Annotated in this window: 13 protein-coding genes and 1 tRNA gene; 11 read left to right on the forward strand and 3 right to left on the reverse strand. The window is 59.2% G+C overall.

All coding sequences use genetic code 11. The features are described from left to right. Positions 1 to 7 precede the first annotated feature (7 nt). Positions 8 to 1237 carry a multifunctional CCA addition/repair protein gene (locus ACOYXG_RS24275; RefSeq protein WP_285372965.1) on the forward strand — a complete coding sequence of 410 codons (1230 nt, stop codon included), beginning with the start codon at positions 8 to 10 and terminating at the stop codon, positions 1235 to 1237. An 80-nt stretch (positions 1238 to 1317) separates the two neighbouring features. On the opposite strand, the gene folK is transcribed toward ACOYXG_RS24275, so the two are convergent. Together folK and folB are read right to left on the reverse strand one after the other, a co-directional pair. Further along, positions 1318 to 1836: a 2-amino-4-hydroxy-6-hydroxymethyldihydropteridine diphosphokinase gene (gene folK / locus ACOYXG_RS24280; protein ID WP_027610712.1), complete on the reverse strand. Its 519-nt coding sequence runs from the start codon at positions 1834 to 1836 to the stop codon at positions 1318 to 1320. Then, the gene (gene folB / locus ACOYXG_RS24285; protein ID WP_003228857.1) at positions 1827 to 2183 is read right to left on the reverse strand and encodes a dihydroneopterin aldolase; all 357 of its coding nucleotides are present in this window, start codon (positions 2181 to 2183) and stop codon (positions 1827 to 1829) included. Before folB ends, folK begins: the two co-directional genes overlap by 10 nt. Before the next feature lie 74 nt (positions 2184 to 2257). On the opposite strand from folB, the gene plsY reads away from it, so the two are divergent. Continuing rightward, a complete protein-coding gene (gene plsY / locus ACOYXG_RS24290; RefSeq protein WP_027610711.1) occupies positions 2258 to 2827 on the forward strand; it encodes a glycerol-3-phosphate 1-O-acyltransferase PlsY in 570 nt (189 codons plus the stop codon). 23 nt (positions 2828 to 2850) lie between these two features. Here the strand turns inward: plsY and tsaD are convergent, their stop codons facing one another. Next, positions 2851 to 3876 (reverse strand): tRNA (adenosine(37)-N6)-threonylcarbamoyltransferase complex transferase subunit TsaD, encoded by a 1026-nt coding sequence (tsaD, locus tag ACOYXG_RS24295; RefSeq protein WP_460354404.1) that lies wholly within the window; start codon positions 3874 to 3876, stop codon positions 2851 to 2853. Positions 3877 to 4075: 199 nt separating this feature from the next. Here tsaD and rpsU point away from each other — a divergent pair, with 199 nt between their 5' ends. The 9 genes from rpsU (at position 4076) to ACOYXG_RS24340 (ending at position 16842) form a co-directional block, all read left to right on the forward strand. Further along, positions 4076 to 4291 (forward strand): 30S ribosomal protein S21, encoded by a 216-nt coding sequence (gene rpsU, locus ACOYXG_RS24300; RefSeq protein WP_002551877.1) that lies wholly within the window; start codon positions 4076 to 4078, stop codon positions 4289 to 4291. A gap of 481 nt (positions 4292 to 4772) precedes the next feature. Next, positions 4773 to 6740, forward strand: coding sequence for a DNA primase (dnaG, locus tag ACOYXG_RS24305; RefSeq protein WP_336841133.1), 1968 nt, complete (start codon positions 4773 to 4775; stop codon positions 6738 to 6740). 67 nt (positions 6741 to 6807) lie between these two features. After that, positions 6808 to 8655, forward strand: coding sequence for an RNA polymerase sigma factor RpoD (gene rpoD / locus ACOYXG_RS24310; RefSeq protein WP_027610709.1), 1848 nt, complete (start codon positions 6808 to 6810; stop codon positions 8653 to 8655). Positions 8656 to 8781: 126 nt separating this feature from the next. Next, a complete protein-coding gene (locus ACOYXG_RS24315) occupies positions 8782 to 12528 on the forward strand; it encodes a bifunctional diguanylate cyclase/phosphodiesterase (RefSeq protein ID WP_460354408.1) in 3747 nt (1248 codons plus the stop codon). 15 nt (positions 12529 to 12543) lie between these two features. Then, positions 12544 to 12620: transfer RNA gene (locus ACOYXG_RS24320), tRNA-Ile, on the forward strand. A gap of 201 nt (positions 12621 to 12821) precedes the next feature. Further along, positions 12822 to 13388: a PBECR2 nuclease fold domain-containing protein gene (locus ACOYXG_RS24325; RefSeq protein WP_460354410.1), complete on the forward strand. Its 567-nt coding sequence runs from the start codon at positions 12822 to 12824 to the stop codon at positions 13386 to 13388. Positions 13389 to 13683: 295 nt separating this feature from the next. Beyond that, the gene (locus ACOYXG_RS24330) at positions 13684 to 14145 is read left to right on the forward strand and encodes an Lrp/AsnC family transcriptional regulator (protein WP_027610706.1); all 462 of its coding nucleotides are present in this window, start codon (positions 13684 to 13686) and stop codon (positions 14143 to 14145) included. 207 nt (positions 14146 to 14352) lie between these two features. Next, positions 14353 to 16035, forward strand: a complete 1683-nt coding sequence (locus ACOYXG_RS24335) for a flavin monoamine oxidase family protein (RefSeq protein WP_098965925.1) — start codon at positions 14353 to 14355, stop codon at positions 16033 to 16035. 12 nt (positions 16036 to 16047) lie between these two features. Then, positions 16048 to 16842 (forward strand): carbon-nitrogen hydrolase family protein, encoded by a 795-nt coding sequence (locus ACOYXG_RS24340; protein ID WP_150370205.1) that lies wholly within the window; start codon positions 16048 to 16050, stop codon positions 16840 to 16842. Positions 16843 to 16882: the final 40 nt, after the last annotated feature.

Below are 16882 nucleotides of genomic sequence, written 5' to 3' on the forward strand. Positions count from 1 at the left end.
GTTTTTTATGCAGATTTTCAAGGTTGGCGGTGCGGTACGCGATCGCTTGCTGGGTATACCGGTCACCGACGTTGATCGGGTGGTGGTGGGCGCGACCACTGAGGAAATGCTCGCCCAGGGCTTTCGCCCCGTGGGTGCGGATTTTCCGGTATTCCTTCACCCCAAGACCGGCGAGGAATACGCCCTTGCCCGCACCGAACGCAAAAGCGGTCGCGGTTATGGCGGGTTCACTTTTCACGCAAGCCCCGAAGTCACTCTGGAAGAAGACCTGATCCGCCGCGACCTGACCATCAATGCAATGGCCGAGGACGACCAGCAAAACCTCACCGATCCCTATCATGGGCAACGTGATCTCGAAGCGCGGATCCTGCGCCACGTTTCCCCCGCATTCGCCGAAGATCCGCTCCGCGTGCTGCGCGTTGCGCGCTTTGCTGCCCGTTATGCCAGTCTTGGCTTCACTGTCGCACCAGAAACACTGGAACTGATGCGCCAGCTCAGCGAGTCCGGCGAACTGCAGGCGCTGACCGCCGAACGCAGCTGGAAAGAAATCTCCCGCGCACTGATGGAAGATCAGCCGCAGGTATTCATCCAGGTGCTGCGCGATTGCGGCGCACTGAAAGAACTGATGCCGGAAGTCGACGCGCTGTTTGGCGTGCCACAACCGGAAGTGCATCACCCGGAAATCGACACCGGCCTGCACACTCTCAGCGTTCTGGAGCAATCAGCGCTGCACAAACAACCGCTGACAGTACGCTGGGCTTGCCTGCTGCATGACCTCGGCAAAGGCCTGACGCCGGAAGAAGAGTGGCCACGACATATCGCCCATGAACACACTGGGTTGAAGCTGATCAAAGCAGTCAACGAACGCTTCAAGGCACCGAAGGATTGTCAGGAGTTGGCCTTGCTTGTCGGCAAGTACCACACCCACTGTCACCGGGCGCTGGAATTGAAAGCCTCAACATTGCTGGAGCTGTTGCAGAGCTTTGATGTGTATCGACGACCGCAGCGGTTTGAAGAGTTTATCGGCGCATGCGAAATGGACGCCCGAGGCCGTAAAGGGCTGGAGCAGAGAAGTTATCCACAGGCCGATTATTTACGCGGCGCTGCCCAGGCTGCGCGGGAAGTCGCGGTGCAGCCGTTGCTGGAGAAGGGATTCAAAGGCCCGGAACTGGGCGAAGCGCTGAAGCGAGAACGACTGAAGGCGCTAAAAGCCTACAAAGACAAGGCGTCAGCCTGAAAAGCTTCGCGAGCAAGCCCGCTCCCACAAGGGGAATGCATTCCAAATGTGTGGGCTTGTTCGCGAAAGCGGCCGTTAATTCAACGTAAATCCGAAGACGTCAGTTGCTGCCCACGCCACTCAAAGGCCACCGGCGCCAACACCTGATCAATCTGCGCCTCGGCCCACAACGTCGCGAAGCTTTTCCCCACACCTGGATGCACCCGATCCGGCGCAATCAGCGACAGCGGCCACAGCACAAAGGCGTTTTTCAGGATTTCGGCACGCGGCAGAATCAAGCCGTCGAAGTTACCGGTCAGATCGCCGTATAACAGCACGTCGATATCCAGCGGCAGCCCCTTGCGATCCGGCGCATAGCGACCGTTATCGGCTTCGATGAATTTCAGGCGCCGATCCAGCTCCATCAAGGGCAGATCGGTAAGCGCCGAGACCACGAAATTGAAGAAAGGCCCGCTCTTGATCCCCACCGGCTGACTCTCGAACACCGCCGAACAGCGGATATCCACCAGAAACGTTGCCAAAGCGTCGAGCCCGGCGCGCAAATGGGTTTCGCGCTCGATATTGCTACCGAGCCCGAGGTACACCTGAGTCAGCGACATCCGCGCTCGATCTCCACACCCACGCCACCCTTGGCGGCCGGCACGGCGCCCGGCTTGGTCAGTTTCAGACGAACCCAGGTGATCTTGAATTCGGCCATCAGCACTTCGACCAGGCGCTCGGCAAAGGTCTCGACCAGTTGATATTGGGATTGCTCGGCAAAGGCCTGGATGCGCGTGGAAACGCTGGCGTAATCGAGCGCCAGGGTCAGGTCGTCACCGGCGGCGGCCGGGCGATTGTCCCAGGCGAAGCTCAGATCAAGACGCAGGCACTGTCGAATGCCCCGCTCCCAGTCGTAAGCACCGATCACGGTGTCGACTTCCAGGCCCTCGATAAACACTCTGTCCAAGCACTTTTCTCCGCTGCACGACAAGGGCGCAATGCGCCGTTAGAATCAGGGCGTCCTCGCCCGGAATAGTTAGCATGTTTTGGTTACTGGCGACTCTCGCCTACCTGCTCGGCTCTCTGTCCTTCGCCATTTTGCTCAGCCGCCTGACCGGAAACCCGGATCCGCGAATGAGTGGCTCGGGTAATGCCGGCGCCACCAACATGCTGCGCCTGGTCGGTCGCAAACTGGCGATCCTGACCCTGCTGGGTGATCTGTGCAAAGGCCTGGTACCGGTGCTGATCGCAGCGGCCGCTGGCCTTTCGTTGCAGGATCAGGCCTGGATCGGCGTGTGCGCCGTGATCGGTCACCTGTTCCCGCTGTATTTCCGTTTTCGCGGCGGCAAAGGCGTCGCCACGGCCGCCGGCATGCTGTTGGGCCTGTATCCACCCGCCGCGCTGCTGGCGGTGTGCGCCTGGCTGCTGACGTTCTACCTGACCCGTACCAGCTCGCTGGCGGCGTTGATCGCCACGCCCCTGACCTTGCCCTTACTCGCGTGGCAAGAACCGGAAGCGCTGCTGCCGATGAGCGCGTTGACATTGCTGATCGTCTGGCGCCACCGCGGCAATCTACGCGACCTGTTTGCCGGGCGCGAACGGCATTTTTAAATACCGCTCAGCCACACCGCCAATCACAGCGGCGACAACTGCTCCATCGGCCAGCGCGCCTGCACGCTGATCGCCAGACTTTCCTGCTGACCGGCCTGCAAACGCTGGCAACCGGCAAACGCGATCATCGCGCCATTGTCGGTGCAGAACTCGGGACGGGCGTAGAACACATCGCCCTGCATGTCACCGAGCATTTTCTCAAGAGAAACACGCAACGCCTTGTTGGCACTGACGCCGCCAGCGATCACCAGACGCTTCATGCCCGCCTGTTTCAGGGCACGCTTGCACTTGATGGTCAAAGTCTCCACCACGGCCTGCTGGAACGCCAGCGCGATGTCGCAACGGGCTTGCTCGCTGTCGTCCCCGGCGCTGACGCATTGCTGCCAGGTGTTGAGAGCAAAGGTCTTCAAGCCGCTGAAGCTGAAATCCAGACCCGGGCGATCACACATCGGACGCGGGAAGGTGAAACGTCCTGCAACGCCCTTCTCGGCCAGTTTGGCGATTTCCGGCCCCCCCGGATAATTGAGGCCCATCATTTTCGCGGTTTTGTCGAACGCTTCGCCGGCGGCATCGTCGAGGGTCTCGCCAAGCAGGCTGTATTGGCCAATGCCATCGACCTGAACCAGCTGCGTATGCCCACCGGACACCAACAAAGCGACGAACGGGAATTCCGGCGGTTTTGGCTCCAGCATCGGCGCCAGCAAGTGGCCCTCCATGTGGTGCACACCGAGTGCCGGAATGCCCCAGGCAAACGCCAGCGCCTGAGCGCACGAAGCACCGACCAGCAGCGCCCCGACCAGGCCTGGGCCTGCGGTGTAGGCGATCGCATCGATCTCGGTCGGCACGCAGTCAGCCTCGGCCAACACCTGACGAATCAAGGGCAGCATGCGTTTGACGTGGTCACGCGAGGCCAGCTCCGGCACCACGCCGCCATAGACGCGGTGCAGGTCGATCTGGCTGAACAGCGCGTCGGCCAGCAGGCCGCGTTCACTGTCGTATAATGCGACGCCGGTTTCGTCGCAGGAGGTTTCTAATCCCAGTACTAGCATGGGTTTGCGCCTTGTTTAGGCTGAATTCGAAGGCGCGCATAATAGTCGCCATGCGATGCCCCGACTAGCGGTTTTCGATCAGAGGCTTTGCATTCCGAGCGATGAGGGGTTAACATCCGCAACCCTTAAAAACCGACGTCTTCAAGTGCTCTTTTGCCGCGAGGATGTTGACCCCGGTAATGAATGAAGGTAGCTCTGGATGCCAGCCGTCAAAGTTAAAGAGAACGAACCCTTCGACGTAGCTCTGCGTCGTTTCAAGCGCTCCTGCGAAAAAGCCGGTGTACTGGCTGAAGTTCGTAGCCGCGAATTTTACGAGAAGCCAACTTCTGAGCGTAAGCGCAAAGCAGCAGCCGCTGTTAAGCGTCACGCCAAGAAAGTTCAGCGCGAACAGCGCCGCGCCGTTCGTCTGTACTAATACACAGACGATCGTAGCAAGTTTCTTGCCTAAGCCCGGCCCTCAGCCGGGCTAATGGCATTTGCGTAAAACGCTTGATGCTTCACCGTCGAAGCCGCACACGCGACCGAGACAAATCTGCTTCACGCGTCAGACCTGGCTCTTTTGCCAGCGGTGCACGTCTTTTCTGACGAGCCTTTCAAGGCTACTGACGAGCACACCCACTGATTCCTCTTACGACGATCAGCCCAAGGCACCTGCATGCGTGCCCGTTTTATTGAGCTATCCGGGGCCATTTATCGGCCGTCAGCGGATTCAGCGCAACACTTTCAAATAGTCGAAAACTGATGAGTACTAACGTCAGTGGTTTTTCGGCAGATACACTTCCCGACAGCGATCACGCAACCGAACCCGGTCGAGCCGCCCACTTTGTGCGCCTCACTCAAGACCTGCGTCCGGCCGCCCTTCGCATCGGACTCATTACAGCGCAGACGAGAACGCCATGGCCGGGCTGATTCCCCAGAGCTTTATTGACGACCTCCTGAACCGCACCGACATCGTCGACGTGGTCAGCTCGCGTGTGCAACTGAAAAAGGCCGGCAAGAACTACACCGCCTGCTGCCCGTTCCATAAAGAGAAAACCCCATCGTTCAGCGTCAGCCCGGACAAGCAGTTCTATTACTGCTTCGGTTGCGGCGCCGGTGGCAACGCCCTCGGCTTTCTCATGGACCACGACAACCTGGATTTTCCCCAGGCGGTTGAGGACCTGGCTAAAGCCGCCGGCATGGAAATCCCCCGCGAAGAAAGTGGCCGCCCGCACAAACCGCGGCAGCCAACCGATTCGCCGCTGTACCCGCTGCTCACCGCCGCCGCCGATTTCTACCGCCAGGCGCTCAAGAGTCATCCCGCGCGCAAGGCTGCGGTGGATTATCTCAAGGGCCGCGGACTGACCGGCGAGATCGCCCGGGACTTCGGTCTCGGCTTCGCGCCGCCGGGCTGGGACAACCTGTTCAAACATTTGAGCAGCGACACTTTGCAGCAGAAGGCCATGATCGACGCCGGCCTGCTGATCGAGAACGCCGAAACCGGCAAACGCTATGACCGCTTCCGCGATCGCGTGATGTTCCCGATCCGCGATACCCGCGGCCGCATCATCGCTTTCGGTGGCCGGGTACTCGGCGACGACAAGCCGAAATACCTGAACTCGCCGGAAACCCCGGTCTTTCATAAAGGCCAGGAGCTCTACGGCCTCTATGAAGCACGCAAGAACAACCGCAACCTCGACGAAATCATCGTCGTCGAGGGTTACATGGACGTCATCGCCCTCGCCCAGCAAGGTTTGCGCAATGCCGTCGCGACCCTGGGCACTGCAACCAGCGAAGAACACCTCAAGCGTCTGTTTCGGGTAGTGCCGAACGTCTTGTTCTGTTTCGACGGCGACCAAGCCGGCCGCAACGCCGCATGGCGCGCACTGGAAGCAACATTGCCGTGCCTGCAGGACGGGCGCCGCGCGCGCTTTCTGTTTTTGCCCGAAGGCGAAGACCCGGACACCCTGGTTCGCGCCGAAGGCACTGATGCCTTCAAGGCCCGAATCAACCAACATGCGCAACCGCTGGCCGATTATTTCTTCCAGCAACTGACCGAGGAAGCCGATCCGCGCTCGCTCGAAGGCAAGGCCCACATGGCCACCCTCGCCGCGCCGCTGATCGACAAAGTGCCGGGCGCCAACCTGCGCATCCTGATGCGTCAGCGCCTGACCGAAATCACCGGCCTGAGCAGCGAAACCGTCAGCCAGCTGGCGCAAAGCGCGCCGCAGGAAGCGCCGCCCGCCTACGATCCGGGCATCGATTACGACGCAATGCCGGATTACAGCGACTACCATCAGCCGCAGGCACAAGACATGTATGTGCCGCAGCAGGAGTGGACGCCGAAGAAACCCGGCGCCGGCGGCAAGAAATGGGACAAGAAACCCTGGGACAAGAACGGCAAGCGTGGCGGCGATCGCGATCAACAACGCCCGCGCACACCAATTGGCGTCGAATCGCCGACTCTTACCGCACTGCGAACATTGCTGCATCACCCGCAACTGGCCAACAAAGTCGAAAACACGCGCAATTTTGCCGATGACGCCAATAGCAACAATCAACTGTTGATCGCGCTCATCGAAGCAGTGCAAAAGAATCCTAAGCTACGCTCTTTAAGTGCATTGATGGCGCGCTGGCACGGTACGGATCAAGCGCGCACACTCAAGGCTCTCGCTGAGAAAGAATGGCTGATTAACGATGAAAACCTTGAACAACAGTTTTTCGACACCATTAATAGCCTATCAGCGAAGCAACGGGAACGCGTGCTTGAAAGACTTCTTACGAAATCAAGACGAGGCGATTTGAGCACCGAAGAGAAACATCAGGTTCTTGAGCTTCTAAAACGCAATGTTCCTGAATCAAACCCGACCTCAACTGGCGCGTGAGGTCATAGCTCAGGTATAATCCTCGGCTTGTTTTTTGCCCGCCAAGACCTTCAGTGGATAGGGTGTTATGTCCGGAAAAGCGCAACAGCAGTCTCGTATTATTGAGTTGATCAAACTGGGTCGTGAGCAGAAGTATCTGACTTACGCCGAGGTCAACGACCACCTGCCCGAGGATATTTCAGATCCGGAGCAGGTGGAAGACATCATCCGCATGATTAACGACATGGGGATCCCCGTACACGAGAGTGCTCCGGATGCGGACGCCCTTATGTTGGCCGACGCCGATACCGACGAGGCCGCTGCGGAAGAAGCAGCCGCTGCGTTGGCAGCGGTGGAGACCGATATCGGTCGCACCACTGACCCGGTGCGCATGTACATGCGTGAAATGGGTACGGTCGAGCTTCTGACTCGTGAAGGCGAAATCGAAATCGCCAAACGTATCGAAGAAGGCATCCGTGAAGTGATGAGCGCGATCGCGCACTTCCCTGGCACGGTTGACCACATTCTCTCCGAGTACACTCGCGTCACCACCGAGGGTGGTCGCCTGTCCGACGTTCTGAGCGGTTACATCGACCCGGACGACGGCATTGCGCCGCCGGCCGCCGAAGTGCCACCGCCGATCGACGCGAAAGCCGCCAAGGCTGACGACGATACCGACGACGATGACGCCGAATCTTCGGATGACGAAGAAGAAGCCGAAAGCGGTCCGGATCCGGTCATCGCGGCCCAGCGTTTCGGCGCTGTGTCCGATCAGATGGAAATCACCCGCAAGGCCCTGAAAAAGCACGGTCGTCACAACAAGGCAGCGATTGCCGAGTTGCTGGCCCTGGCCGAGCTGTTCATGCCGATCAAACTGGTGCCGAAGCAATTCGAAGCCTTGGTCGAGCGTGTTCGCAGCGCCCTGGATCGTCTGCGTCAGCAAGAGCGCGCGATCATGCAACTGTGTGTACGTGATGCACGTATGCCTCGCGCCGATTTCCTGCGTCAGTTCCCGGGCAATGAAGTCGACGAAAGCTGGTCCGACGCCCTGGCCAAAGGCAAGAGCAAATACGCCGAAGCCATTGGTCGCGTCCAGCCGGACATCATCCGTTGCCAGCAGAAACTGATCGCGCTGGAAACCGAGACCGGCCTGACCATCGCTGAAATCAAGGACATCAACCGTCGCATGTCGATCGGTGAGGCCAAGGCCCGCCGCGCGAAGAAAGAGATGGTTGAAGCCAACTTGCGTCTGGTGATCTCGATCGCCAAGAAGTACACCAACCGCGGCCTGCAATTCCTCGATCTGATCCAGGAAGGCAACATCGGTCTGATGAAAGCGGTGGACAAGTTCGAATACCGTCGTGGTTACAAATTCTCGACTTATGCCACCTGGTGGATCCGTCAGGCGATCACTCGCTCGATCGCCGACCAGGCCCGCACCATCCGTATTCCGGTGCACATGATCGAGACAATCAACAAGCTCAACCGCATTTCCCGCCAGATGCTGCAGGAAATGGGTCGCGAACCGACCCCGGAAGAGCTGGGCGAACGCATGGAAATGCCTGAGGACAAGATCCGCAAGGTATTGAAGATCGCTAAAGAGCCGATCTCCATGGAAACCCCGATCGGTGATGACGAAGACTCTCATCTGGGTGACTTCATCGAAGACTCGACCATGCAGTCGCCAATCGATGTTGCAACCGTTGAAAGCCTGAAAGAAGCGACTCGCGAAGTGCTGTCCGGCCTCACTGCCCGTGAAGCCAAGGTCCTGCGCATGCGCTTCGGTATCGACATGAACACCGACCACACACTCGAAGAAGTGGGCAAACAGTTTGACGTAACGCGTGAGCGGATCCGTCAGATCGAAGCCAAGGCGCTGCGCAAGCTGCGCCACCCGACGCGAAGCGAGCATCTGCGCTCCTTCCTCGACGAGTGATACCAGAACCCCCGGCCCAGGCCGGGGGTTTTGTTTATGCGGCAGATTAAATCCCTCGCACCGCCCCTCCCCGGCATACCCCGTCTACACTCGAAACAATGAATCCCGTGCCATAACGAGACGGTTATGCCCAGACTGGCGCCCGTGCTTTTCTTGCTGTCACTGATGATCTGGACCGCAACGGCTGACGCGCTGACTCTGACCGATGAAGAACGTAGCTGGCTGGCGGCTCACCCGGACTTGCGCCTGGGTGTCGATGCGTCGTGGCCGCCGTTCGAATTCCGCGATGAACAGAATCGCTATCAAGGCCTGGCCGCCGACTATATCGACGTGATCCGCCAGCGCCTGTCGATCAAACTCAATCCGGTCGAGCCATCGAGCTGGACCGAAGTGCTGGCGCAGGTGAAAACCGGCAAGATCGACCTGCTGCCAGGAATCATGTCCACGCCGGAGCGCCAGAACTATCTGTCGTTTACCCGCCCCTACCTCGACTTTCCGATCGTGATTCTCGCCCATATCGGCGGCGCTCAGCCGCGCAAAATCGAGGACCTGTACGGTCTGAAGATCGCCGTGGTGGAGAACTACGCCCCCCACGAACTTCTGCGCACCCACCATCCCGACCTGAATCTGGTGGCCATGCCCAATGTCAGCTCGGCCTTGCAGGCTCTGGCTACCGATGAGGTAGACGCCGTGGTCGGCGACCTTGCCTCCAGCGTCTGGAGTCTGCGCCAGCTCAAGCTCGACGGTTTATACGTCAGCGGCGAAACCCCGTATCGCTATCAGCTGGCAATGGGCGTACCCCGCGACAACAAAATGCTGGTGGGTATTCTGGACAAAGTCCTGGCGGACATGAGCCCCGAGGAAATCAGCAGCATTCAGGAACATTGGGTCGGTAATGTTCTGGACCATCGGACATTCTGGTCGGATCTTCTGATCTATGGCCTTCCGGGCCTGTTGCTGCTGGTCAGCATTCTGGCGGTGGTCATTCGCATCAATCGCCGCTTGAGTTCGGAAATCGCCCGCCGCGTCGACCTAGAACAGGAATTGCGCAGCAGCGAATATCATTACCGCGGATTGGTCGAGAGCCTTTCGGCCATCGCCTGGGAAGCGCGCATGAGCGACTTTACCTACAGCTATGTGTCGCCCCATGCCGAAGATCTGCTCGGTTATCCACAGGCGCACTGGCTGATTCCGGGCTTCTGGCGCAACATCATTCACCCCGCCGACCTGACCCGCGCCCAGGCCATTTGCGATGAGGCGGTACGCGACGGACGCGATCACACCCTCGACTATCGGGTGATCACCGCTGACGGGCGCTGCCTGTGGGTGCGTGACATTGTCAGTCTGATTGAACATGGCCACGAGCCTGTGATGCGCGGGCTGATGATCGACATCAGCGAAACCAAGCGCACTGAGGAGGCGCTGCGGCTTTCGGAGCAGAAGTTCGCGTCGGTGTTCCAGCAATGCCCGGATATCCTCGTGATCGCGCGGTTGTCCGACGGCTGTCTGCTGGAGGTCAACGAAGCCTTTGAAGAACAGATCGGCCTCAAGGCCAAGGACGTCGTCGGCCAGACCGCCACCGAACTCAACATCTGGGGCATCCCCGGGGTCGGGCCCGGGCTGTTACAGCGCTTGCAGGCCGGCAGTATCCGCAACCTGGAGATGCCCTTTCGCCGCAACAATGGCCAGGTGTTCACCGGTCTGATCTCCGCCGAGCCCTTCGACCTCGACACCACTCCGGCGCTGGTGGTGGTCGTGCGCGACATCACCCAGCTCAAGGAAACCCAGCAGCAACTGCAAACCTCCGAAGAGAAGTTCGCCAAAGCCTTTCACGCCTCGCCGGACGGCTTGCTGCTGTCGCGTCAGAGCGATGGCTTGCTGCTGGAGGTCAACGAGGGCTTCAGCCGCATCACCGGGTTCAACAGCGCGATGTCGGTGGATCGCTCGGCGCTGGACCTGGGGATCTGGGTCAATCTCAACGAACGCAAGCAGATGCTCGACCTGCTGCACCGCGACGGCTTCGTACGCGATTTCACCTGCCATATCCGCCGCAGCGACGGGCAAATCCGACTGTGCGAAGTCTCCAGCCGTCCGCTGCCGATCGGCGAAGAAGACTGCATGTTGACCATTGCCCGGGACATCACCGAGCGCCATTTGATGCAGGAAAAACTGCAGCAGGCCGCCACCGTATTCGAGAGCACCGCCGAAGGCGTGTTGATCACCGACACCCAGCAGCACATCAGCGCGGTGAACCGTGCGTTCAGCGAAATCACCGGCTACAGCGAAAGCGAAGCCCTCGGCCACACCCCGCGCCTGCTCGCCTCGGGACTGCATGACAGCGCGTTTTACGCGGCAATGTGGCACCAGTTGACTGCTGAGGGACACTGGCAGGGCGAGATTTCCAACCGGCGCAAGAACGGCGAGTTGTATCCGAGCTGGCTGACCATCAGCGCCGTACGCAACCGCGACAAGTTCATCACCCACTTTGTTGCGGTGTTCGCCGATATCTCCAGCCTCAAACACGCACAGGCCAAGCTCGATTATCAGGCGCACCATGACCCGCTCACCGGCCTGCCGAATCGCACCCTGTTCGAAAGTCGCCTGCTCACCGCGCTGAACAGTCAGCAGGAAAACGGTGGTCAGGGCGCGGTGCTGTTCCTCGATCTCGACCGCTTCAAACACATCAACGACAGCCTCGGCCACCCGGTTGGCGATCTGCTGCTCAAAGGCATTGCCGTGCGTTTGAAAGAACAACTGCGTGATATCGACACCGTCGCACGACTGGGCGGTGATGAATTCATCATTCTGCTGCCGGGTCTGCAACAAGCCAGCGATGCCGACAACATCGCATTCAAACTGCTCAACTGCTTTGGCGCACCGTTTCAGGCCGGTGAGCACGAGTTCTTCATCAGCGCCAGCATCGGCACCAGCCTCTATCCACGGGATGGCTGCGATGTCGCCACCTTGGTGAAAAACGCCGACGCGGCGATGTACCGCTCCAAGGCCAAGGGCCGCAACCGCGTCGAAAGCTACACTCGCGACCTCACTGCCCAGGCCAGCGAGCGCGTGGCACTGGAGCACGAACTGCGCCGGGCCATCGAGCGCGAAGAGTTGTTCCTCTACTACCAACCGAAAATCAGCCTCGACGACCATCGCCTGGTCGGTGCCGAAGCACTGATCCGCTGGCGTCACCCGACCTTCGGCGAAGTGCCGCCGGAGCACTTCATTCCACTGGCCGAAGAGAACGGCATGATCCTGCAGATCGGCGATTGGGTGCTCGAGACCGCCTGCCGGCAGATGTTCGAGTGGAGCCAGATCTACGACAGCCTCGGCCCGCTGTCAGTCAACCTCGCCGGTGCGCAACTACGCCAGCCGAATCTGCTCGGACGCATCGAACAACTGCTCAGGGACAACCGTCTGCAGCCGGATTTACTGCAACTGGAAATTACCGAGAACTTCATCATGAGCCAGGCCGAGGAGGCCTTGGCGGTGCTGCACCAGCTCAAACACTTGGGCGTACAACTGGCGATCGACGACTTCGGCACCGGTTATTCTTCGCTCAGTTACCTCAAACGCCTGCCGCTGGACATCCTCAAGATCGACCAGTCCTTTGTTCGCGGACTGCCCGATGACCCGCACGACGCGGCGATTGTCCGCGCGATCATCGCTCTGGGCCGGAGCATGCAATTCACCGTGATCGCCGAAGGCGTCGAGACCCAGGCCCAGCAACAATTCCTCGCCGCCGAAGGTTGCGAACAGATCCAGGGCTACATCGTCAGCCTGCCGCTGCCTCCGGAAGAATTCGCCGCAACGTTTCTTCGTGTAACCGTATCGGATTATTCGGATAGCACAGCCGCCAAACCGTCGCTATAATCCGCGGCCTACTGAGGGCCTATAGCTCAGTTGGTTAGAGCAGAGGACTCATAATCCTTTGGTCCACGGTTCAAGTCCGTGTGGGCCCACCACATTTGAAATCCGCGCTACATGCGCGGCTTTTTCTTGGGCGATCGGTGGAGGAGCAATATCTGCGAGCGCAATGCTCGGAAGACTCCCCCGAAGACTGTAGGAATGTTCCGAAGCTGTTTTTTCTCCCCTCCCCGTGCCTTGTTGACTGTTTCCCCAGACAAGTAATCTCCGGACGCCACTGCCCGTCCAGGATTGTTTTTATGCTTGTGAATGCTGCGCCACTGATAAAGGAAGCAGCCGATCAACAAACCTGGATCGACCTTGCTCTACCCGATCTGAGAACGTTATCGCGAGAGCTTCGGTCAGCCGCAATAGAAGAAATAAAGAGGGCTGACGACGCAGAAGGCGCCCTCAAAATCCTCTTGGATCACTTCGGATTCTTCGACGACTCCGTATTGGCGGTTACCATCCTCACGCCTATTGGAAACGTTGCAGTCATGCGAGACAAACTGGTCCATATAGTCGAGAAACGTCCAGACTCCCGAGAACGCTATGTTCGGCATGCCATCGACACGCTGGCGGGACCATTCGAAGTATGGAAAGTCCTCTACGATAATGGCGGTTTCCGATTGGCATTCATCAACGCCTATGAGGCAAAAAACGACATGCTCGTCGTGGTCGATGTGCGGAACGGGCACGTCCTCTGGAATTTCATGCATGCTCCGTCAAGAGCAATGAACAAGCACCGCCATGGCGATCTTTTGTACAAGCGGTACATTCTTGAAGACAAAGAAAAGGGCAGCCATTTGGCTGCCCTTGATATTTAAATCCTGATATTTGCATCCTCAGGAAATGGGATGAAGAGGTCTCACCTTACACCGATGTTGCAGCATCGCTGAGGTACCTACGTCCGCTAAAGCCCTGCAAGGCAGCAGATTTCGCGCTCTTGTTGGCATTCTTGATAAATAGGCCCGGCAAGTCAAACCAAATATTTGATGTTTGTTTTGGCGCAACAATTGCCTCCACGCATAAGTGACGTGTTCAGTCATCGCCAGCAGCGTGTCGCTGATAGTGCCTGTAACATGCAAACTCATCCGCCCTCGACAGTCACGGAGCCGACCCTTGCCCGACACCCGCCCACCCGCCCTCGACGAAATCGACCGCCAGCTGATCGCCGCCCTGCAAATCAACGCCCGCGAAAGCGTGGCCATGCTTGCCCGGCAGCTGGGCATTGCGCGGACCACCGTCACATCGCGGTTGGCGCGGCTGGAGAGGGCCAAGGTGATCACCGGTTATGGCGTACGCTTGGGGCAGCGCGTGGTCGATGGCGGGTTGCAGGCGTATGTCGGGATAAAGGTGCAGCCGCGTTCCGGCAAAGAGGTATTGCGCCGGTTGAGCGCGATGGCGCAGGTGCAGCAGTTGTGTGCGGTGAGTGGCGAATTTGATTATGTGGCGTGGCTGCGCACAGATTCGCCGGAGCAGCTCGATCAGTTGCTGGATCAGATTGGCAGTGTGGATGGGGTGGAGAAGACCACGACCTCGATCATTTTGAGCAGCAAGATTGATCGGGGGCAGCCGGTTTGAGCGCTGGTGAGCTTGATTGCCTCATCGCGAGCAGGCTCACTCCTACATTTGGTCGGAGTGAAGTCAGTAATCGTCATATTGATCAGTTAACTGGCAAAACGACGACACTTTGCATCTTATTAACGTGTTCTACGCTCCCTAGAATGGCTGGCATCTTTTCCTATACTCAGACGCGCATCCTGCGTCGGGTCGCCAGCAAGGTCAGCCATGAACAAGAACAATCGCCATCCTGCAGACGGTAAGAAACCCGTCACCATTTTCGGCCCGGACTTTCCGTTCGCCTTCGACGACTGGATCGAACACCCGGCCGGTCTCGGCAGCATTCCTGAACACCATCATGGCGCTGAAGTGGCGATTGTCGGCGCGGGTATCGCGGGTCTGGTGGCCGCCTACGAACTGATGAAGCTCGGCTTGAAACCAGTGGTGTACGAGGCCTCGAAACTGGGTGGCCGCCTGCGTTCGCAAGCGTTCAACGGCACCGACGGCATCGTCGCGGAACTGGGTGGCATGCGTTTCCCGGTGTCCTCAACTGCGTTTTATCACTACGTCGACAAGCTCGGTCTCGAGACCAAACCGTTCCCGAACCCGCTGACACCGGCCTCCGGCAGCACGGTGATCGATCTCGAAGGCAAAACCCATTACGCACAAAGCCTGAAGGATCTTCCTGCACTGTTCCAGGAAGTGGCTGACGCCTGGGCGGATGCACTGGAGGCTGGCTCGCAGTTCGCTGATATCCAGCAAGCGATCCGTGAGCGCGACGTACCACGCCTCAAAGAACTGTGGAATAAACTCGTTCCACTGTGGGACGACCGCACGTTCTACGACTTCGTTGCCACTTCCAAAGCCTTCGCCAAACTCTCGTTCCATCACCGCGAAGTGTTCGGTCAGGTCGGTTTCGGTACCGGCGGCTGGGACTCGGACTTCCCCAATTCGATGCTGGAAATCTTCCGCGTGGTGATGACCAACTGCGACGATCACCAGCACCTGGTGGTGGGCGGTGTGGAGCAAGTGCCGCAAGGCATCTGGCGCCATGTGCCGGAGCGCTGCGTGCACTGGCCTGAAGGCACCAGTCTGAAATCCCTGCACCGTGGCGCGCCACGTTCCGGCGTGAAGAAAATCGCTCACGCGCCGGACGGCCGTTTCGCCGTCACCGACAACAACGGCGACACCCGCGAGTACGCCGCCGTGCTGACCACCTGCCAGAGCTGGCTGCTGACCACCCAGATCGAATGCGACGAAACCCTGTTCTCGCAGAAGATGTGGATGGCGCTGGATCGCACGCGCTACATGCAGTCGTCGAAGACCTTCGTCATGGTCGACCGGCCATTCTGGAAGGACAAGGACCCGGAAACCGGTCGCGATCTGATGAGCATGACCCTCACCGATCGCCTGACCCGCGGCACCTATCTGTTCGACAACGGTGACGACAAGCCGGGAGTGATCTGCCTGTCCTACTCGTGGATGAGCGACGCGCTGAAGATGCTGCCGCACCCGGTGGAAAAACGCGTAGAGCTGGCGTTGAACGCGCTGAAGAAGATCTACCCGAAAGTCGATATCGCCGCGCGGATCATCGGCGATCCGATCACCGTGTCGTGGGAAGCCGACCCGTACTTCCTCGGCGCATTCAAAGGCGCCCTGCCCGGCCACTATCGCTACAACCAGCGCATGTACGCGCACTTCATGCAGGACGACATGCCAGCCGAGCAGCGCGGGATTTTCATCGCCGGTGACGACGTATCGTGGACCCCGGCGTGGGTCGAAGGCGCGGTGCAGACGTCGCTCAACGCCGTGTGGGGGATCATGAAGCATTTCGGCGGTTCGACACATAAAGAGAACCCGGGCCCGGGTGATGTGTTCAAAGACATCGGCCCTATCGCCCTGCCCGAGTAAGAGGAATCCCCGATGCGTGTAGCCCTTTACCAATGTCCACCGCTGCCCCTGGAACCCGCCGCCAACCTGCATCGCCTGCAGCAACTGGCGATGGAGGCCAAGGGTGCCGACCTGCTGGTGCTGCCGGAAATGTTTCTGACCGGCTACAACATCGGCAAGGAAGCGGTCAGCACCTTGGCCGAGGTCTACAACGGCGAATGGGCGCAACAGATCGGTCGAATCGCCAAAGCCGCCGGGCTGGCAATTGCTTACGGGTACCCCGAGCGCACGACCGATGGGCAGATCTACAACGCCGTGCAGTTGATCGACGCGCACGGCGAGCGCCTGTGCAACTACCGCAAGACCCATCTGTTCGGCGACCTGGATCGTTCGATGTTCAGCACCGGCGAAGATGCGTTTCCGGTGGTCGAGCTCAACGGCTGGAAGCTCGGTTTCCTGATCTGCTACGACCTGGAGTTTCCCGAGAACGCGCGGCGTCTGGCGCTGGCCGGCGCCGAGCTGATTGTGGTGCCGACGGCAAACATGATTCCGTTCGATTTCGTCGCTGACGTTACCGTGCGTTCCCGTGCCTTCGAAAACCAGTGTTACGTGGCGTACGCCAATTATTGCGGGCAGGAAGGCGAGATCCACTATTGCGGACAAAGCAGCATCGCCGCGCCGGACGGCAGCCGTATCGCCCAGGCCGGACTCGATGAAGCATTGATCGTCGGTGAGCTGGATCGACAGTTGATGGCCGATTCCCGCGCCGCCAATCGCTACCTCAACGACCGTCGTCCCGAGCTTTACCATGCGTTGAACAAGCGCTGACCCCACCCAATCCGCTAGCATTGGCACTTCACTGTTCTGG

The sequence above is a fragment of the Pseudomonas sp. G3-39 genome, from assembly GCF_054790485.1.